Origin of the sequence: Micromonospora yangpuensis, assembly GCF_900091615.1 — a bacterium.
Taxonomy (GTDB): Bacteria; Actinomycetota; Actinomycetes; order Mycobacteriales; family Micromonosporaceae; genus Micromonospora; species Micromonospora yangpuensis.
The window spans coordinates 6,164,211-6,182,450 of record NZ_FMIA01000002.1 but is presented as its reverse complement, the minus strand read 5'-3'; the positions used below and the strand labels follow the sequence as shown (position 1 = coordinate 6,182,450).

The 18,240-nt window shown below is 72.8% G+C and carries 17 protein-coding genes; 11 read left to right on the top strand and 6 right to left on the bottom strand.

The annotated features are described in order from the left end of the window. Entirely contained in the window at positions 1–897 is an 897-nt protein-coding gene (locus GA0070617_RS28005) for a metallophosphoesterase (RefSeq protein WP_091445200.1), read from the bottom strand. 25 nt (positions 898–922) lie between these two features. Here GA0070617_RS28005 and GA0070617_RS28000 point away from each other — a divergent pair, with 25 nt between their 5' ends. Beyond that, positions 923–1,378 (top strand): GatB/YqeY domain-containing protein, encoded by a 456-nt coding sequence (locus GA0070617_RS28000; protein WP_091445198.1) that lies wholly within the window; start codon positions 923–925, stop codon positions 1,376–1,378. A 119-nt stretch (positions 1,379–1,497) separates the two neighbouring features. Here GA0070617_RS28000 and GA0070617_RS27995 read toward each other — a convergent pair whose 3' ends face one another. Continuing rightward, positions 1,498–3,909 carry a penicillin-binding protein gene (locus GA0070617_RS27995; protein WP_091445196.1) on the bottom strand — a complete coding sequence of 804 codons (2,412 nt, stop codon included), beginning with the start codon at positions 3,907–3,909 and terminating at the stop codon, positions 1,498–1,500. A 402-nt stretch (positions 3,910–4,311) separates the two neighbouring features. On the opposite strand from GA0070617_RS27995, the gene GA0070617_RS27990 reads away from it, so the two are divergent. After that, positions 4,312–4,653: a WhiB family transcriptional regulator gene (locus GA0070617_RS27990; protein WP_091445195.1), complete on the top strand. Its 342-nt coding sequence runs from the start codon at positions 4,312–4,314 to the stop codon at positions 4,651–4,653. On the opposite strand, the gene bagB is transcribed toward GA0070617_RS27990, so the two are convergent. From bagB to GA0070617_RS27975, 3 genes are read right to left on the bottom strand one after another with little or no spacing between them, the layout of a single operon-like run. Continuing rightward, positions 4,640–5,791: an ArsA family ATPase gene (gene bagB / locus GA0070617_RS27985; RefSeq protein WP_175440692.1), complete on the bottom strand. Its 1,152-nt coding sequence runs from the start codon at positions 5,789–5,791 to the stop codon at positions 4,640–4,642. The two genes, GA0070617_RS27990 and bagB, sit on opposite strands and share 14 nt — an antisense overlap. A gap of 54 nt (positions 5,792–5,845) precedes the next feature. After that, positions 5,846–6,823 carry an ATPase BagA gene (bagA, locus tag GA0070617_RS27980; RefSeq protein WP_091445191.1) on the bottom strand — a complete coding sequence of 326 codons (978 nt, stop codon included), beginning with the start codon at positions 6,821–6,823 and terminating at the stop codon, positions 5,846–5,848. A gap of 26 nt (positions 6,824–6,849) precedes the next feature. Further along, positions 6,850–7,398, bottom strand: coding sequence for an Rv0361 family membrane protein (locus tag GA0070617_RS27975; RefSeq protein WP_229688678.1), 549 nt, complete (start codon positions 7,396–7,398; stop codon positions 6,850–6,852). 407 nt (positions 7,399–7,805) lie between these two features. On the opposite strand from GA0070617_RS27975, the gene GA0070617_RS27970 reads away from it, so the two are divergent. From GA0070617_RS27970 to GA0070617_RS27940, 7 genes are all read left to right on the top strand, one after another. After that, the gene (locus tag GA0070617_RS27970) at positions 7,806–8,228 is read left to right on the top strand and encodes a hypothetical protein (protein WP_091445190.1); all 423 of its coding nucleotides are present in this window, start codon (positions 7,806–7,808) and stop codon (positions 8,226–8,228) included. A 49-nt stretch (positions 8,229–8,277) separates the two neighbouring features. Further along, positions 8,278–8,433, top strand: a complete 156-nt coding sequence (gene sp36, locus GA0070617_RS27965; protein WP_091445188.1) for a Sp36 family protein — start codon at positions 8,278–8,280, stop codon at positions 8,431–8,433. Continuing rightward, on the top strand, positions 8,430–8,891 hold the full coding sequence (locus GA0070617_RS27960; protein WP_091445186.1) for a RidA family protein: 462 nt from the start codon (positions 8,430–8,432) through the stop codon (positions 8,889–8,891). Before sp36 ends, GA0070617_RS27960 begins: the two co-directional genes overlap by 4 nt. A 111-nt stretch (positions 8,892–9,002) precedes the next feature. After that, positions 9,003–9,842 (top strand): MBL fold metallo-hydrolase, encoded by an 840-nt coding sequence (locus GA0070617_RS27955; RefSeq protein WP_091445184.1) that lies wholly within the window; start codon positions 9,003–9,005, stop codon positions 9,840–9,842. Continuing rightward, positions 9,839–13,438 (top strand): adenylate/guanylate cyclase domain-containing protein, encoded by a 3,600-nt coding sequence (locus tag GA0070617_RS27950; protein ID WP_091445182.1) that lies wholly within the window; start codon positions 9,839–9,841, stop codon positions 13,436–13,438. Before GA0070617_RS27955 ends, GA0070617_RS27950 begins: the two co-directional genes overlap by 4 nt. 145 nt (positions 13,439–13,583) lie before the next feature. Next, the gene (locus GA0070617_RS27945; RefSeq protein WP_229688677.1) at positions 13,584–14,099 is read left to right on the top strand and encodes a hypothetical protein; all 516 of its coding nucleotides are present in this window, start codon (positions 13,584–13,586) and stop codon (positions 14,097–14,099) included. A 31-nt stretch (positions 14,100–14,130) separates the two neighbouring features. Beyond that, complete coding sequence (locus GA0070617_RS27940) at positions 14,131–15,714, top strand: serine/threonine-protein kinase (RefSeq protein WP_091445181.1); 1,584 nt, start codon at positions 14,131–14,133, stop codon at positions 15,712–15,714. 55 nt (positions 15,715–15,769) lie between these two features. Here GA0070617_RS27940 and GA0070617_RS27935 read toward each other — a convergent pair whose 3' ends face one another. Continuing rightward, positions 15,770–16,069: a hypothetical protein gene (locus GA0070617_RS27935; RefSeq protein ID WP_091445179.1), complete on the bottom strand. Its 300-nt coding sequence runs from the start codon at positions 16,067–16,069 to the stop codon at positions 15,770–15,772. Positions 16,070–16,195: 126 nt separating this feature from the next. On the opposite strand from GA0070617_RS27935, the gene GA0070617_RS27930 reads away from it, so the two are divergent. After that, on the top strand, positions 16,196–17,152 hold the full coding sequence (locus GA0070617_RS27930) for a transporter substrate-binding domain-containing protein (RefSeq protein WP_229688676.1): 957 nt from the start codon (positions 16,196–16,198) through the stop codon (positions 17,150–17,152). Beyond that, positions 17,149–18,180, top strand: coding sequence for a hypothetical protein (locus GA0070617_RS27920; protein WP_175440691.1), 1,032 nt, complete (start codon positions 17,149–17,151; stop codon positions 18,178–18,180). Before GA0070617_RS27930 ends, GA0070617_RS27920 begins: the two co-directional genes overlap by 4 nt. Positions 18,181–18,240 lie beyond the last annotated feature (60 nt).

Sequence of the window (18,240 nt, the reverse complement as noted above, 5' to 3'; positions counted from 1 at the left end):
TCAGCGGGGGATCAGGGTGAGGATGCTGGCCTCCGGTGGGCAGGCGAACCGGACCGGGGCGGTCGGGTGGGTGCCGAGCCCGGCCGAGACGTGCAGCCAGGCGTCGGAGCCGGGCCAGCGGTGCAGGCCCTTGGCCATCGAGCGGGGCAGGCCGCAGTTGGTGACCAGGGCACCCACCCCGGGTACGCAGACCTGGCCGCCGTGGGTGTGGCCGGCCAGCAGCAGGCCGAAGCCGTCGGCGGCCATCTGGTCGAGGACGATCGGCTCGGGGGCGTGGGTGAGCGCGATGGAGAGGTCCGCCGAGGTCGAGACCGGGCCGGCGACCAGGTCGTAGTCGTCCCGGCCGATGTGCGGGTCGTCCACGCCGGCCAGCTCGATCAGCCGTCCGCCGGCCTTGATTGAGGTACGGGCGTTGTTCAGGTCGGCCCAGCCGGCACCGACCAGGACGTCGCGCAGCTCCTCGTACGGCAGTTCGGCGCCCTCGGCGTACTCCCGGTCGGGCAGGAAGTAGGTGAACGGGTTCTTCAGCACCGGGCCGGTGTAGTCGTTGGAGCCGAAGACGAACGCGCCGGGCAGGTCCAGCAGCGGGGTCAGGGCCCGCAGCACCCCGGGGACGGCGGCCGGGTCGGCCATGTTGTCCCCGGTCACCACGACCAGGTCGGGGTCGAGGGCGGCAAGCGAGGCTACCCAGTTCTGCTTGCGGGCCTGGTCGGGCATCATGTGCAGGTCCGACAGGTGCAGGATGCGCAGCGGCTCCGCGTCGGCGGGGAGCATCGGCACGTCGAACCGGCGCAGGGTGAACATGTTGCGTTCGACGAGCGACGCGTAGGCGAGGGTGGCCGCGCCGGCCACCACGGTCCCGGCCGCGAGCCGGCGGAATAGTGTGCGCTTTCGCATGCCGATCAGGGTAGTTTGACCGACCATGAGCACGCTGAAGGACCGCCTCACCGCCGACATGCGTTCCGCGCTCAAGGCGCGCGACGAGCTGACCACCTCCACGTTGCGGATGGCGCTGGCCGCCGTGGGCAACGCCGAGGTGGCCGGCAAGGCCAAGCGCGAGCTCTCCGACGACGAGGTGCTCGCCGTGCTGACCCGGGAGGCGAAGAAGCGGCGGGAGGCCGCGACCGCCTTCGCCGACGCCGGTCGCACCGAGCAGGCCGCCAAGGAGACCGCCGAGGGTGAGGTGCTCGACAGGTACCTGCCGAAGCAGCTCTCCGATGCCGAGGTGGCCGAGCTGGTCTCGGGGGCGCTGGCCGCCGGTGGCTTCACCGGCAAGGGCCAGATGGGCCCGGCGATGAAGGCGGCCCAGGCCGCGGTGGCCGGCCGGGCCGAGGGTGGTCGGGTCGCCGCCGAGGTACGTCGCCAGCTCGGCCTCTGAGAGCTTCGACACCCCGGGCCCGGCCAGACCCACCCCGGGCACGACGAAACACCCGGGTACGACGAAGGGGGCGGCACCGGTCGGTGCCGCCCCCTCACGTGTGGTGCCTGTCAGTCCCGCTAGTTGTTGCCCCGGTTGGCGGCTGGACTCTGGCCCCCGGAGGGGCCGCCGCCTCCGCCGGCGCTGATCTGGATGGTGACCACACCACCCTTTATGGTCCGACCGTCCGGGCTGGTGCCGGCGGCGGTGCCGGGCGGGCAGGTCGACGGGACCCGGACGTCGGAGACGACGGCCTCGAAGCCGGCCCCCTGGATCCGGGACTTCGCGCTCTCCAGCGACTGGCAGGCGACGGTCGGGATGCTCCGCTGGTCACCCACGGAGATCTTCTCCCCCGGCGCGGTGAAGTTGATCCGCTTCTTGCCCTTCATCGCGTCCCGCAGCGTCTCGTACACCGGCGGGTTGATGCCCTGGGGATTGCCGTGCCCCATCTGCTGGTTGGTCTGCGGCCAGTCCGGGTCGGCCATGATGCCGGCGACCGCGTACTGCTTGGTCATCGCCACCAGGGAGGAGGTCTTCTCCGAGTCGGTGGTGCCGGACTTGCCGGCCACCGGGGCGTCCACGATCCCCCGGACGTTGGCGGCGGTCCGGCTGCCGCCACAGCGGCTGGTGGAGGAGTTGTCACCGACCGGGCAGCGGGCCGCGTCCACGGCGGCGCGGGCCACCTCGGTGCTGATCACCTTCTTGCAGCGCGGGTCGGCGATGTCGAGCTTCTTGCCGTCCGGGTCCTTGATCTCCTGCACCGGGATCGGCTCGCAGTACTTGCCGTCCGCGGCCAGGGTGGCGTACGAGTTGGCCAGGTCGAGCGGGGTGACCGAGGAGACGCCCAGGGTGAAGGCACCCCAGTCCTTCGCGGCCTCCTTGTTGTTGGCCCAGTTCGCCTCGCTGCTCACCCGGAACTCGATGCCGAGCCGCTTGGCCACGTCGATCACGTTGTCCGCGCCGACCCGCTGCTGGAGCGGGACGAAGTAGGTGTTGGTCGACCGGGCGAACGCACTCCACATGGTCTGCGGGCCACCGGGCTTGAGGTCGGAGTTGGTCGGGCAGTAGTTGTTGGTGCCCGGACAGGCGGCCGGGCTGCCCGCCTCCACGATGTACTCCGACTTGAACTGCTGCGGCGAGTTGAAGGTGTACCCCAACGGGATGCCCTTCTCCAGCGCGGCCACGATTGTGTAGATCTTGAAGACCGAGCCCGCCTGGTAGCCGGTGATGCCGTCACCGCCGGTGAGTAGCGGGTTCACCGTGTTGGGATAGCTGCCCCGGATCTTCTTCGCGGCCTTCTTCGGGTCGCTGGAGATCTTGTTCTTTGGCTTGTCCGGGTCGTCGAGCTTGAAGTTGCGGTTCACCGCCAGGGCGCGCACCCGGCCGCTGCCCGGCTCGACCACCGCCACCATCCGGGCCGCCTTGCTGTTCACGCCCAGGCTCTTGCGGACCGCCTTGTCGGCGCCGTCCTGTGCCTGCACGTCGAGGGTGGTGGTGACGGTGTAGCCGCCGCTCTTGAGCCGCCGCTCCCGGTCGTACGTGGTCGAGCCGAACTCCTCCTGACTCATCCACCAGCGGTAGAAGTAGTCGCAGAAGAAGCCCCAGCCCTTCTTGTTGGTGGCGACGCAGCCGTTCGGGGCCCGCTTGCCCTTGACCACGAGCTTGGTGGCCTTGGCCGCGTCCGCCTCCTGCTGGGTGATGGCCCCGGTGATGACCATGTTCTGGATCACGTAGTTGCGCCGGTCCAGGGCGAGCGGCTTGCCGCTGGCGGTGGCCGGGTTGTAGTCGGTGGGAGCCTTCACCATGCCGGCCAGCATCGCGGCTTCCTCGATCTTCAGGTTCTTCGGCGGCTTGCCGAAGTAGACCTGGCTGGCGGCGTAGACGCCGTACGCGCCGTTGCCGAACGCGGCGATGTTCAGGTAGCGCTCCAGGATCTCGTTCTTGGTGAGATCCTTCTCCACCTGCAGCGCGTAGTTCATCTCGCGGATCTTGCGGGCGCTGGTGTCCTCGGTCGCGGCCACCACGTCCTGCGGGTGGGTCGCCGAGTACGCGATGTTCAGCCGGACGTACTGCATGGTGAGCGTCGACGCGCCCTGCCGCGAGTTGGCGGCGGACTGGTTGTTGACGAACGCCCGGGCGACGCCCTGCAGGTCGACTCCGTTGTGCTTGTAGAAGTCGTGGTCCTCGGCCGAGATGATCGCCTTCTGCATCAGGGGCGAGATGTCGGCGAGCTTGACGTCCCGGCGGTTCTCGTCGTACATGGTTGCCAGCGGGGTCTTGCCGTCCGAGGCCAGCAGGTAGCTGATCTGCGGCGGGCGGGCGGCGGTCAGCTCCTTGGGCAGGTTGCCGAATGTCTCGGCACCCGCCTTGGCCGCCAGTCCGGACATCGCCACCGCAGGGAAGGCCGCCGCGGCGACGACCACCCCGGCCAACAGGCCACAGATGAGCAGCGATGCGGCGTTGGTGAAGACATTGTGGTCACGTTTCCGCATCCAAGTCACCTCGACAGGGTACGCGAACAGGGAACGAGGGGCGCTGGGGCGTACTTTCCCCATTTCCTGCGCGCGCCGACCTCGTTGTGCTAAACGCACGACCCCCTGCGGGAGGTTGCGGTGAACCACGGTGAGTCTCCTCGGTAACCGGGGCGTCGCGCAGCGTTTTCACGTAGCCGGGCGGGGTAAGTGGCCGGCGAGCGCCCGGTAAGCCGGGTGTGTCCGGAATGATGGATTTGGCCGACAACGTTGCGTAATCAGGCGACTACAGAGCATGATGGTGACGGCGACACAGCCGCAGGTCGTCCGCGCCGCCTCACCGAAGGTCCGGCGGGACGACCGGGGGGAGACAGGCGCGGCGTCGCACGAAGTCGGTTGTACTCCAAGGGGGGACGTTTAACGATGGGCATGATCACTGACTGGCCGGCGCTGGCGGCGTGCCAGAACGGGGACCCGGACGCGTTGTTCGTCCAGGGCGCCGAACAGAACGTCGCCAAGCGGATCTGCCGCAGCTGCCCAGTCCGGTACGAATGCCTGGCCGACGCACTCGACAACCGCATCGAGTTCGGCGTGTGGGGTGGCATGACCGAGCGGGAACGCCGGGCGTTGCTGCGTCGACACCCGCAGGTGGCGAGCTGGCGCAAGATGTTCGAGGCGGCCATGCGCAAGGACGCCAAGGACAAGGACGGCAGGGACAAGATTCTGATCAACGCGGGCTCCGGCCCGCAGGTCACGGTCGGCTGATCGCCGTACCGATCGTGCGCAGCCCGTCGACGTCGTGCACGTCGACGGGCTGTGCCGGCACCGACACCGTCGGCACCTCCGGGAACTCCGTGGTGAACCGGCCGGCCACCCGCTGCTCGCGTACCGCCTGCTGGGCCAGGGCGGCGTGGGCCCGCAACACCTCGACGGTGCCCTCGTGTCCACCGAGGTCGGCCAGGCGCTGCGCGGCGGCCAGGCTGGCCGCGGCCTCCGGGGTCCCCGCGGCCGGTCGGTGCACCCGGTTGAAGACCAGCCCGGCCAGCGGCATCCGCTCGTCACGCAACCGGCCCGCGAAGTAGGCGGCCTCCCGGACCGCGTCCGGTTCCGGGGCCGCGACCAGCAGAAACGCCGTCTCCGCCGCCTGCAGGATGCGGTACGTCTGCTCCGAGCGCTGCCGGAAGCCGCCGAACATCGAGTCCAGCGCGGCGACGAAGCCGGACAGGTCGGTGAGCAGCTGAGCGCCGAGAACCTTCTGTACCACCTTCGAGAACAGCCCGAAGCTGGCGGTGACGAAGCTGAACATGCTCCGCCCCCCGGTACGCGCCGGAGCCAGCAGCAGCCGCAGCATCCGCCCGTCCAGGAACCGGGAGAGCCGGGCCGGCGCGTCCAGGAAGTCCAGCGCCGAACGCGACGGTGGGGTGTCCACCACGATCAGGTCCCACTCGCCCCGGGCGTGCAGCTGGCCGAGCTTCTCCATCGCCATGTACTCCTGCGTACCGGCGAAGGTCGAACTCATCGCCTGGTAGAAGGGGTTGGCGAAGATCTCCGCCGCCTTCGCCGGATCGGTGTGCTGGAGCACCACGTCGTCGAAGGTGCGCTTCATGTCCAGCATCATGGCGTGCAGCTCACCGCCGCTGGCCTCGCCGTCGATGCCCTTGACCTGGCGGGGGGTGTTGTCCAGCTCGGTCAGGCCGAGCGACTGGGCCAGCCGGCGGGCCGGGTCGATGGTGAGCACCACCGTACGCCGGCCGTGTCGCTCCGCAGCGCGCAGCGCGAGAGCGGCGGCCGTGGTCGTCTTGCCCACGCCGCCCGCACCGCAACAGACCACGATCCGGACGCCGGGGTCGGCGAGGATCTGGTCGACGTCCAGCCGAGGGGCCGCGTCTTCGGAAGGCACCAAACGAGCGTATCGGGCTTCGGGGCGACCGCGCCCGGTGCCGGCGGCAGGTGTGAGTCAATCCGCCCGGACGAGCTGCGCCGCGAGCGTCTCCAGCCCGGCCCGGTCGACCCCGTCGGGCAGCAGCGGCAGCTCGGTCAACGGGCGGCCCAGCTCGCCCAGCTCGGCCCGCAGGGAATCCTCCAGCTCGCGCCGGACAACCTGCTCCCGTGCCTCGTCGTGCAGCCTGGCGACGACCTCCTTCTCGGCCGGCAGGCCGGCGGCGAGCAGTCCCCGGCGCAGCTCGGCCTGGCTGACCGCCCGCCCGGCGAGCAGCGGAGCCCGGACGGCGTTGACGATCACCCGACCGACCGGGAAACCGAGCGCGGTCAGCTCGGCGATCGAGTCGACCGTCTCCTGGACCGGCATCTCCTCCAACAGGGTCACCACGTGCACCCTGGTCACCGTGGACCGCAGCAGCGCCGCGACCCCCTCGCTCTGGGTCTTGATCGGGCCGACCTTGGCCAGCCGGGCGGTCTCCGCGGTGACGTTGAGGAACCGGCCGATCCGTCCGGTCGGCGGCGCGTCCAACACCACCGCGTCGTACGCCGGGCGTTGCCCGTCGGTGCGGGTGGTGGCCTCCTTCACCTTGCCGGTGAGCAGCACGTCCCGCAGGCCGGGGGCGATGGTGGTGGCGAAGTCGATCGCGCCGAGCTTGCGCAGCGCCCGCCCGGCCCCGCCGAGCTTGTAGAACATGTCCAGGTATTCCAGCAGCGCCGTCTCGGCGTCCACCGCCAGGGCGCGGACCTCACCACCGCCGGGTGCCGCGGTCAGGTGCCGTTCGGCGTACGGCAGCGGCTCGGTGTCGAAGAGCTGGGCGATGCCCTGCCGCCCCTCCACCTCCACCAGCAGGGTGCGCCGGCCACCGGCGGCCAGCCCGAGGGCGAGGGCCGCCGCCACGCTGGTCTTGCCGGTGCCGCCCTTGCCGGTCACCACGTGCAGGCGGCCCGGCCAGCCCGCACCGGACTGGTCAGCCGGCCGCTCAGAGACTCGCACCCGTCGAGCCTATCCAGTCGACGGCGTCAGCCCACCTCGCAGACCCACCAACCCGCCTTGCGTACGACCGTGAAGCGCAGGTTCTGCTCGGCGACCTTCTCGTCGGCGGTGGTCATGGTCAGCTTGGTGCTGACCGTGGCGCGCTCGCCGTTCTGGCTGTCCACGCTCGGCGACGACCACCGGAAGCGGGGGTTGCGGTACCTGGCCGCGTACGCCTGCACCTCGGCGACCTTCGCGGCGATCTTCTCGTCGTCGCGAGCGTCCGAGCAGACCAGCTCGGCGGCCTGGGCCGGGTCCCGGTCCTGGTAGACGGCGGACAGGAAGCTCTCCACCGCCACCGCCGGCTCCTCGGCGCCCTCGCCGTTCTCGGCGTTGCGCAGGGCGAAGAACGCGGCGGCGCCGCCGCCCCCGCAGAGCAGCAGGGTCGCGACCAGCACCACCGAGACCACCACCAGGCCGCGCCGGCTGCGTGGCGAACGCGCCGCGCGGGTCGGCTGACCGGTGGCGGCGGGTTGGCGGCCCCCGGTGGCGGCGGCGTGCTGCGGGGTCGAGCCACCGGACGGTGGTTGCGTCATCTGGTCCCCCGGGATGCGGCGTCCGGCCACGCGGAGGCGGCCGGGCGCGAGTCGAGCGTGGCGGGCGAGCCGGGCTGCGCCCGAGGGAAGGTTAACCGTCGATACTCCGGCGGCGGGGAGGGCGTCGGCCCGATGGTCGGGCCGCCGGCCCGTCGTGCGGATGTGCGCCGGACGAAAGGCTGGCTGGTGACGTGGTCAGCACGGGATTCGCCGTCTGTCAAGTATGTGACTTGAGGTCGTCGAATCTGCGCGTCTAGTTGAACCTTGTGCGGTGTGATCCTACTTTCGGCCCGAACGGCGGGGTCGATGCGGACCAGGAAGCGCCCGTGAAGGTCACCGGTGGACGACGACCAAGAGTCCGCCCGGCAGGCCAATGATGGACGACGACGAGGCCCGGAGGAACTGCGATGTACGACGCGGAGGACAACCCCCGACCTGAGGGGCCGGTCAACGGTCCACCCCTGAACGAACGCTCGTACCGACGCCTCGCCGACCCCGGCGAACTGGTACGCACGCTGAGCCGTCTGGACGACCACGGCCGCGACGACGAGGAGCCGGGGTACGTCATCCACCTGCCGATCCGGGTGACCAACCTGGCGGCGGCGACCGCCCTGGCCAACCGGGTCGCCGTGTCGCTCGATTTCCTGCCCGAACTGGACGCCGGCGAGACCACCGTCTCCAGCACCGACGACCAGAACAACCGGCGACGGGTCTTCTGCGACCTGCTCCTGGGTGACCGCTCCCGCTGCCCCCAGCCGTACGACCACCACGGGCAGTGCGGCGAGCCGACCGCCCCCGAGCAGCGCCCCCCGCCCCGTACGACGGGCTGACCGTAGGCTGTCGGGGACAGTCGACGCCACGAGAGGGAGCCCCGAAGCGATGCAGAAGTGGGAGTACTCCACGGTCCCGCTGCTGGTCCACGCGACCAAGCAGATCCTCGACAACTGGGGCGAGGACGGGTGGGAGCTCGTCGCCGTGATCCCCGGACCCAACCCGGATCAGCTCGTCGCGTACCTGAAGCGGGCCAAGGCGTGAGCGGCGGCCCCCACGCGAAGCTGGCCGAGCTGGGGCTGACCCTGCCCGAGGTGGTGCCCCCGGTGGCCAGCTACCTGCCGGCGGTGCAGTCCGGCCAGCACGTGCACGTCTCCGGGCAGCTGCCGATCGCCGACGGCAAGCTGCTGGCCACCGGCAAGGTGGGCGCGGGGGTCTCGGCCGACCAGGCGAAGGACCTCGCCCAGCGCTGCGCGATCAACGCGCTGGCCGCGGTGGACGCCCTGGTCGGCCTGGAGAACGTGGTCAAGGTGGTCAAGGTGTCCGGGTTCGTCGCCTCGGCGCCGGGCTTCACCGGGCAGCCGGGCGTGATCAACGGCGCCTCCGACCTGTTCGGCACGGTCTTCGGCGAGGCCGGGCGGCACGCCCGCAGCGCCGTCGGCGTGGCCGAGTTGCCGCTCGACGCCCCGGTCGAGGTGGAGGTCCTCTTCGAGGTCGCCTGAGCGTGCGGGGGGCGACGGCCTCCTGCCCGAGCGTCACCGCCGCCTCCGCCGGCACCGGCCGGCCCCGCCAAGATCGCGGCCCGTGCCCGCCGGGGTCGTACGATCGCAGCCATGACCGGTCATGTGACCACGCCGACGGCGGCCCTCGCCGACGAGCTGCCGGGTTGGGTGACGCTGCTGCGTGCGCCGAACCCCGGGCCGATGACCCTCGACGGCACCAACACCTGGCTGCTGCGGGCCCCCGGCCGGGCCGAGGCGATCGTGATCGACCCCGGCCCGGCCGACGAGGGGCACCTGGCCCGGATCGCCGGGCACGGGCCGATCGCCGCCGTGCTGATCACCCACGGGCACCCGGACCACACCGCCGGCTCGGCCCGGCTTGCCGAGCTGCTCGGCGGGGTCGAGGTCCGGGCCGTCGACCCGGCACACACCATCACCGCGGCCCCGCTCGGCCCGCCGCACGGTGCGGTGCTGGAGCTGGCCGGGCTGCGGATCGAACCGCTGCCGGTGCCGGGGCACACCGCCGACTCGGTCTGCTTCCTGGTCAGCCACGGCGACGAGCAGGTGCTGCTGACCGGTGACACCATCCTCGGCCGGGGCACCACCGTGGTCGCCCACCCCGACGGCAACCTCGGCGACTACCTGGCCAGCCTGGAGCGGCTGACCGCGTACCAGGGGGTGACCGCCCTGCCCGGACACGGCCCGGCGCTGGCCGACTGCGGTGCCGCCGCCCGGTACTACCTCGCCCACCGGCGGGCCCGGCTGGACCAGGTGCGGGCGGCGGTCGCCGCCGGGGACCGGACCGCCGCCGAGGTGGTCGCAAGGGTCTACGCCGACGTGGACCGCTCGCTGTGGTGGGCGGCCGAGTGGTCGGTCCGGGCCCAGCTGGAACACCTCGGGGTGCCGACCGGGGAATCCGGCGCCGGGGAGCCGCGGTTGGACCAGCCGTGACCTGCCCGGTGTGCGGAACCGTCGCGGTACCCGGCGCACGGTTCTGCCACAACTGCGGGGCGGCCCTGCCGGCCGCCGCGATGCTGCCGGCGGCCGAGCGCCGGGTGGTCACCGTGCTCTTCGGCGACCTCTCCGACTTCACCTCCTGGTCGGAGGACCTCGACCCGGAACGGGTGGGCGCGGTCACCGACCGGGTGCTCGCCGCGCTGGCCGGCGCGGTGAAGACCTTCGGCGGGCACGTCGACAAGCTCACCGGTGACGGGATCATGGCGGTCTTCGGTGCCCCGGTGGCGCACGAGGACGACGCCGAACGGGCGGTCCGGGCCGCGCTGTCCATGCAGCGGGCGGTCCGCCGGGTGCTCGACGACGAGCGGGGCGGCGGCGCGCCGCTGGGGCTGCGGGTCGGGCTGAACACCGGCGACGTGATCGCCGGCATCCAGGCCGCCATCGAGTACACGGTCATCGGGGACACGGTCAACACCGCCGCCCGGCTCGCCGACGCCGCCGCCGTCGGGGCGGTCTACGCGGGCGGACGCACCTCCGCCGCCACCCGGCACGTGGCCTCCTGGCGGGCCCTGCGGCCACTGCGGCTCAAGGGCAAACGCGAGCCGGTCGAGGCGTACGAGCTGCTCGGGCTCCTGGACGCCCCGGGCACCCGCTCCGGCCTCGGCGACGAGGCGCCCTTCGTGGGCCGGGAGACCGAGATCGGGCGGGTCGCCGGCCGGCTCGCCGAGGTGATCGACCGCAGCGAACCCCGGGTGCTGCTGATGACCGCCGAGGCGGGAATCGGCAAGTCCCGGTTCTCCGCCGAGGTGGAACGCCTCGCCGCCGGCTACGACGTGGGCGCCGGCCGGTACGCCGCACACACCGGGGCCCGGGTGCTCTCCGTACGCTGTGCCGCCTTCGGTGAACGTCGCCGGCTCGCCCCCCTGGCCGACCTGGTCCGGGCCGCCGTCGGGTTGCCCAGCGACACCGCCACCGCGCTCACCCGCCCGGCCGTGGAGGAGCGGCTGCGGCGGCTCAGTCAACGCCTGGCCCGGCTGCGCCCCGAGCCGCCCCCGATCGCCGCCGACCAGCTGCTGGCCCTGCTCGGCTACGCCGACCTGCCCACCGGCAGCCCCACCGACCAGGGGGAGTGGGGCACCGGCGGGGCGCCCGCCGACGCCGAGGCGGCCCCGTCCGCCGTCGCCGACCTGCTCAGCGCGTTGGCGATGGAGGCACCCCTGGCGGTGATCGTCGACGATCTGCACGACGCCACCGCCGAGACCATCGGAGCATTGGGCCTCACCCTGTCCCGGCTCTCCGGGCCGGTGCTGGTGCTGCTGCTCGGGCGGCCCGAGCTGGTGCGTACCGCCGGGGCGTTGACCCGGGTCGCGGACGCCGAGGTGCACGCGTTGCCCCCGCTGCGCGGCGCCGACGCGGCCCGGCTGCTCACCAGCTACCTCAGCGGCGGAAAGCTGCCCCAGGCCGACAGCGACCGGCTGCTCGCCACCGCCCAGGGCAACGCGTTCTACCTGGCCGAGCTGGTCACCCTGCTGATGGAGCGGGGCGCGCTGACCGCGGTCGGCGCCGGCGGTTGGCGACTGGCCCCCGGCTCGCTGGGCAGCCGGCTGCTCTCCCGGGACCTGGCCGCCGTGCTGGCCGCCCGGATCGACGCCCTGCCGGCCGACGCCCGCTCGGTGCTGCGGGACGCCGCGGTGGTCGGCGACACCGTGCCCGGCGGCACCCTGGAGGCGCTGCGGGGGCAGCGGGCCGGCCGGGACGGCCGACCGGCGGCGGTGGTCGCCCTGGAGTTCGACCGGGCCGTCGAGGAACTGCTGCAACGCCGGATGCTGCACAAGACCCGCACCGGATACGCCTTCGCCACCCCGTTGATGCGCGAGGCCGCCTACGCCGGGGTGAGCAAGGCCGAGTTGGCCGAGCGGCACGCCGCGCTGGCCCGCTGGGCCGCCCCGGCGCCGGAGGGCGCGACCCCGAGCGACGGCGGGTTCACCGGGGCCAACCGGGACGGGACCGGCGCCGAGGCCGGGCGGGACGACTTCGTGGCCGCGCACGTCGAGCGGGCGGTCGCCCTGGCCGACGCGGTCGGGCTGCGCCCGGACTCACCGGCGCGGGCCGTCGCCGGTCTGGGGATCGCCGCGCTGGGCCGGGCCGCCCGCCGGTCACTGGCCGCCGGTGAGCCGGCCCTGGCCGTGGAGTACGCCGAGCGGGCCGCCGAGTTGACCCGTGAGCCGGTACCCGCCGCCGACCGGGTGGTGCACGCCCGGGCCCTGCTGCAGGTAGGGCGGGTCCCCGACGCGCTGGCCTCAGCCGAGAAGATCGCCGCCAACACCGGTGACGACACCATCCGGGTCAGTGCCCTGCTGCTGGCCGGGCAGGCCCACCAGACCCTCGGCGACCAGGAGCGGGCGGTGGCCTGCTGGCAGGAGGCCATGCAGGTGGCCACGGCCGGCGCGTTGCCGACGTTGCGGGCCTCGGCGATGCGGCGGCTCGGCATGGCCGACTTCGTGGCCGGGCGGTTGGGTGAGGCCAGCAGCCGGCTCGCCGCCGCGTACCAGGTCAGCCTGGGTGCGCAGGACCCGCGCGGGCAGGCCTGGTCGTTGCAGAACCTGGCCTGGGTGACCACCACCCGGGGCGACTTCGCCGGTACCGACGCCGTGCTCGGCCGGGCCGCCCGGCTCTTCGCCGAGCTGCGCGACCCGTACGGGCGGGCCTGGCTGCGCGGGACCACCGCGTTCGCCCGGCTGCTCGCCGGCCGGCTGCGGGAGGCCTGCCGGCTGGCCCGGGTCTTCCTGCCCTTCGGCGAGCGGGTCGGCGAGGCCTGGGCGGTGGGCACGCTGCGCGCGGTCGAGGCGTACGCCGCCGCCGAACTGGGTGAGCTGGGCGAGGCGGACCGGGGGGCCCGCCGGGCGTACCGGGAGTTCGCCGAGGCCTCCGACGACTGGGGTTGCGGGTTCGCGCTGGTCGTGCGGGCGGTGGTGGCGCGCGGCCTGGGGGAGCCGGAGCACGCGGCGGACCTGCTCGCCGAGGCGTCGACCTACGCCGAGCGCACCTCGCATCCGCTGCTGACCGGGATGGCCGGCACGCTGCGCGGGTTCGTCGCCCTGGACATGGCCGACTGCGAGGCCGCCGAACGGTCCGCACGGGCGGTGCTGGCCGCCGTCGAACCGCACAATCCGCAGGCCCCGGCGCAGGTGGGGCCCCGGGTGCTGCTGGCCACCGCCCGGCTGGCCGCCGGTGACCCGGCGACCGCGGTCGGATTGCTCGCCCCGGTGGCGACCGCCGCGGCCGACGCGCCGTCCCTGCTCTTCTCCCGCCGCCACACGATGGCCCGGTACGCCTCCGCGCTGCTCGCCCACGGGCAGGTGGAACAGGCGCTGGACTGGGCCCGACGGGCGGTGGCCGCCCCGGCCGAGGACGTCCGCAGCCAGGTGGTCGGTGCCAGCGTGCTCGCCGAGGCGTTGGCCGCCGCCGGCCGGCCGGAGGAGGCCCTGGCCAGTGCCGAGGACGCGGTACGGCTGGCCTTCTCGACCGAACAGATAAGCGAGCGGCTCGCCGCCACCCGGCTGCACGCCCGCCTCAGCGGACGCCCCTGATCGCCCCGGGCCGACGGGTCGCGGTGGGACGTGCCGGATTCGCCGATGTGCTCGCCGGGCGGACCGGCTAGCGTGTGGGGCGCGAGCGGGGTCCCACCGGTGGGACGCACGCGGGGGTCCACTGTGGGGTGGAAGAGGGGGTGTCATGAGGTTGCCGCGTTCCGGTGCTGGCTGGACGATCGCGGTCTTCGGCGTCTTGGCGCTGGTCATGGGGGCGGTCGGGTTGCTCTGGCCGGAGGCGCAACTGCGGTTGCTCGGCTTCGAGGTGCCGGAGCAACGGGCGCCGGGTGACTACACCGGCACGTTCCTGATGGCCTCCTCGATGGCCTCGTTCAACATGGGGGTCTACTACCTGCTGGCCACCGCCACCGAGTGGCGGGCCTTCTTCCGGTTCACGGTCTTCTTCCGGCTGGTGACGTTCAGCGTCTTCACCCTGGCGGTGCTGGCCGACATCGCCCCGGACCGGTTCTTCGGGGTGGCCGCCTGGGAGGGCCTCGGCGCGTTGGCGACCTTCCTCGGTCTGCGGTGGGACGCCCGCGCGGGTTCGCCGGTCGCGTCGGCCGACGGAGCCGGTCCGGTTGGCACCGAGAAGACTGTTTCGGCTGGTGGTGGCGACGGCTCCGGGCCCGCCACGGCTGCCAGCGCCGACACGGCCCGCTGAGCCGTCAATCGAGTTGGGTATTTTCGAAGCTGTGACCGAGACTCCGCCCGGTGCCCGTCCGGCACCCATCGTGCCCGGTCTGACCGATCTGGAGATGTTTGCCCGAGGTGGGTACGCGACCATCTACCGGGCCGTCCAGATCTCGGTGGGACGCGAGGTGGCGGTCAAGATAGAGAACCGCACCCTGGACAGCGAACGCGACCAGGCCCGCTTCCTGCGCGAGGCGCGGGCGGCCGGCCGGATGTCCTCCCACCCGCACGTGGTCGACCTCTTCGACGTCGGCGTCACGGTCGACCAGCACCCGTACCTGATCATGGAACTCTGCGACGGGTCGTACGCCGAGCGGATGCGCAACTCGCCGCTCGGGCCGGCCGAGGCGTGCGACCTCGGCATCAAGATCGCCGACGCGATCGTGCACTCGCACGCGGCCGGCGTGCTGCACCGCGACGTCAAGCCGGCCAACATCCTCCACTCGCAGTTCAACTCGGCGGTGCTTGCCGACTTCGGGCTGGCCGTGGTGGCCGAGATGCGGGACGCCTCGGTCGCCCTGGAGGTGCTCACCCCGGCGTACGCGCCACCGGAGATGTTCAACCACAGCCCGCCGTCGCCCGCCGTCGACGTCTACGCGCTCTGCGCGACCCTCTACGCGGTGATGTACGGCCGCCCGCCCCGCTGGCGCAGCGAGCGCAACCCGAGCCTGGTCACCGTGCTGGAGATGTTCCACCAGCCGATCCCCGACCTGCCCGGGGTGCCGGCCGAGTTCCTCGACGTGCTGCGCGCCGGGATGGACAACGACCCCGGTGCCCGGCCCTCCGCGGTCGAGCTGCGGGGACTGCTGATGGGGCTGCCGCTGGCCCCCGGCACCTCCGGTGGCCTGCCCGGGGGCGGCCTGTCGTACGGCCCGTACTCCGGCGGCGCGGCGGCCCACGCCCAGTGGCCGGGCCCCCGCGACGGCTCCGGCCCGTCCGGCGGTGCCGGGTCCGGTCAACGCGCCGAGACCCGCCCCGCGCCGCGTCCGGCCGCCGAGCAGGACCCGCACCCCACCGTGCCGGCGTCGGTCCGGCGACGCCGACGCTGGTTCCTCGGCGGTGCCGGGATGCTCGCGCTCGCCGGGTCGGCCACCGCCGGTGCCTGGGTCGCCGGGGGCGCCCCGGTCGGGTCGCCGACGACCACGGCGACCAGTCGGGCGGTGTTACCGGCGGGCCGCTGGGGGGCCCTGCCGGGCTGCCTGCCCGGCACCGGCGGCACCCAGGCGCTGCCCGCCGGGGCCCGCTGCGCGCCGGAGCTGGAGTGCTTCGGGCCGCTGCGGGTACGCGACAGCCGGGTGGAGGCGGTCCGGGTCACCTGCGACGGGCGGCACACCTGGGAGAGCTACGCCGAGGGCGAGCTCCCCGGCGACCTGGTCGGCGCGGGATACGAGGCGGTCCGGGCCGACGCGACCGTGCGGGAGGTCTGCCACCCGCAGACGTTCCGGCTGACCAGCGGGCTCAGCGACCCCAGCGGGTGGAACCTGGAGGTACTGCCACCCGGCGACCCGGACGGCGACCAGACCTACCGCTGCCTGGCCGGGCGGGGCGTGGACGCGCTCGCCACCCCGACGCTCACCGGTCGCTGAGACCGTCCGAGCCTCCGCTGTCGACCGGCGGCCACCGGCCGCTGTCGACCGGCCCTCACCGGTCGTTGAGGCCGCTCGCGCGGCGACGGCGGACGTTCACCGCGTGCATGGCGTCCCGGCTGTCCAAGGTGTCCAGGGTGTCCGCGTCGACGCCGAGCGGCGTGGGCACGTACGGCTGCGGCGCGGCGGTCTCGCGCGGCTGACGTCCGTACCGGGCGGCGTTCACCGCCACCACCGTGACCACTCCACAGAGCACACCGAGCAGTGCCAGAGCCACCGTCAGGACGTCGTCGCGCCGCCACAGCAGCAGCACCACCAGGATGGACAGCGTCGCCAGCGACGCGAGGACGGCCACCGCGCGAGCATCGAACGGGGGTAATCTCCTCACCCGACAAGCATGTACCGCGCGGGGCGGTTGTCAACCGTGGTCGAGGCTGGACGACACCGGCTACTCTCGGTGCTCCGCAGGATACTCGACCCTGTGAGGTCGCCGTTGAAACTGACCCTCTCCCGGTCCCGGCTGCGCTCCGTCGCCACCACCGTCGCGGTGGCCCTGACCCTCGCGCTCGCCGCTGCCGCCGGCTGTGACAACCAGCAGGAGCCGAAGCTGCCCTCGGTCCGGGACAAGATCCGCGAGTCCCACATCTACGGCCAGCCGAAGCTGCGGATCGGCGTCTCCGCGACCTCCCCGCTGATGAGCCAACGCAACGCCGACGGCACCTTCTCCGGGTTCGACATCGAGATCGCCCGGTACATCGCGACCTCACTCGGCTACGAGGGGGACCAGCGGATCGACTTCGTGACGCTGACCACCGAGCAGCGGGTCGAGGCACTGCAGGCCGGCACGGTCGATCTCGTGGTCACCAGTTTCTCGATGACCGAGGAACGCGAGAAACTGGTCAGCTTCGCCGGGCCGTACCTGGTCACCACCCCGGAGGTGCTGGTGCCGGTCGCGCTCAAGGACAAGATCCGTACGTTGGAGGACCTCGCCGATCCGGCGTACAAGGTCTGCGCCAGCGGCGGGTCCACCACGGAGACCGAGCTGCGTCAGCACGACGTGCCGGTCAGGGTGGTCCAGGAGGTCGAGGACTGCGTCAAGGGCATGCTGGAGGGCAGGTACGACGCCGCCGCCTCCGACGAGACCATGCTGGCCGGATTCCGTTACCTCTACCCGGACGACTTCGAGATCGTCAACATGCCCTTCGGGACCAGCGAGCTGATCGGGGTCGGCGTGCCGATCGGCGACCCGGCGCTGCGTGACCTGGTCGCCTTCTTCCTGCAGAAGAGCTACCGACAGGGGCGCGAGACGGGCAACAGCCCGTGGCAGAGCGCGTACAACCGCACCCTGGGTGGCTGGCTGGGGGTGCCACGGACCCAGCCGCAGCCGCTCGACGTACCCGAGCTGGTGGACTTCGACGACCGGGCCCCCCAGCGGTGAGGGGATCCACCGACCCGACAACGGAGGCCGGGTCGGTCCGGGGACGGGCGGTACGGGCCGACCCGGAGCGTCGGGCCCGGGCCAGCCAGTCGTTCTGGACGGCGGTGGTGGGGGTGCCGGCGGTCTTCTCGGTGCTCCGGCTCGGCGTCGAGGCCGGCGGTGAGCTGCAGACCACTCTGCTGCTGGTGGCCAACGTGGGCCCGGTCAACCTGGTCGCCGGGTTCCTCACCACGGCGGCCCGGCTGCTCTCCACCGCGCTGGTCGCGGTCTTCGCCCTCGGCGCGGTGCTGGCGGTCAGCGCCGACCGGATGCCGGCGACGTTCCGCCGGCCGCTCTTCGCCCGCTGGACCGAGATCACTCCCGACTGGTTCGTGGTGGCCAGCTTCCTGCTCGCCCTGATCACCTGGAAGCTGCTCTACCTGCCGCTGCTGCTGCCCGCGTTCGCCGCCGCGTTCCAACTCGGCCCGGCCCGGCTGCACGACCGGCTCGGCCCCCGGGTGCTGATCGTCGTCGGGCTGCTCGGCGGGTACCTCTGGTTCTTCTGGGCCACCCTGACCGACGCGGTGGCGCAGCGGGAGCTGCTGGTGGTCGTGCTGTTGGTCGCGCCGCCGGTGCTGGCCCTGGCCATCGCCGGGCCACTGCCGGCCCGGGTGATCCGGCCGCTGAGCACGCTCACCGAGCTCGCCGTGGCGGCGGTGATCGTCTGGGCGGCGTTGCCGGTGATCAGCACGCCGGTGCTGCCGCTGACGGTGACCACGGTGGCCGGTCCGCAGGCGACCGAGGACCTCCGGGGGCACGTCGTCAGCGTCGACGACGTCAGCATGGTGATCCTGCAGGAGCGCGGCGGCGTGCGGTACGTCCCGGTCGACCAGGTACGGGCTCAGGTGCTCTGCCCCGCCGAGGAGGAGCTGCCCCGGCACCGGTTGCGGATCCACGACTTCCACATCGAGGACTCGTTGCTGGAGGGGCTGGGCCGGCGGGTGCGTCCGGTGCACCGCATCGACGCCGCCTGCCGCACCACCGGGTGAAAGGAAGGGCCCCCTATTAACGCATTTGGTAGAGAAGGGTTCCCCGCTCACACCTCACCC

What these genes read in the sequence shown, in the direction of transcription:
- GA0070617_RS27995 (WP_091445196.1), bottom strand. Translation starts at nt 3,909, where the DNA reads ATGCGGAAACGTGACCACAATGTCTTCACCAACGCCGCATCGCTGCTC.
- GA0070617_RS27970 (WP_091445190.1), top strand. Translation starts at nt 7,806, where the DNA reads ATGTACGACGCGGAGGACAACCCCCGACCTGAGGGGCCGGTCAACGGT.
- GA0070617_RS27955 (WP_091445184.1), top strand. Translation starts at nt 9,003, where the DNA reads ATGACCGGTCATGTGACCACGCCGACGGCGGCCCTCGCCGACGAGCTG.
- GA0070617_RS27945 (WP_229688677.1), top strand. Translation starts at nt 13,584, where the DNA reads ATGAGGTTGCCGCGTTCCGGTGCTGGCTGGACGATCGCGGTCTTCGGC.
- GA0070617_RS28000 (WP_091445198.1), top strand. Translation starts at nt 923, where the DNA reads ATGAGCACGCTGAAGGACCGCCTCACCGCCGACATGCGTTCCGCGCTC.
- sp36 (WP_091445188.1), top strand. Translation starts at nt 8,278, where the DNA reads ATGCAGAAGTGGGAGTACTCCACGGTCCCGCTGCTGGTCCACGCGACC.
- GA0070617_RS27975 (WP_229688678.1), bottom strand. Translation starts at nt 7,398, where the DNA reads ATGACGCAACCACCGTCCGGTGGCTCGACCCCGCAGCACGCCGCCGCC.
- GA0070617_RS27990 (WP_091445195.1), top strand. Translation starts at nt 4,312, where the DNA reads ATGGGCATGATCACTGACTGGCCGGCGCTGGCGGCGTGCCAGAACGGG.
- GA0070617_RS28005 (WP_091445200.1), bottom strand. Translation starts at nt 897, where the DNA reads ATGCGAAAGCGCACACTATTCCGCCGGCTCGCGGCCGGGACCGTGGTG.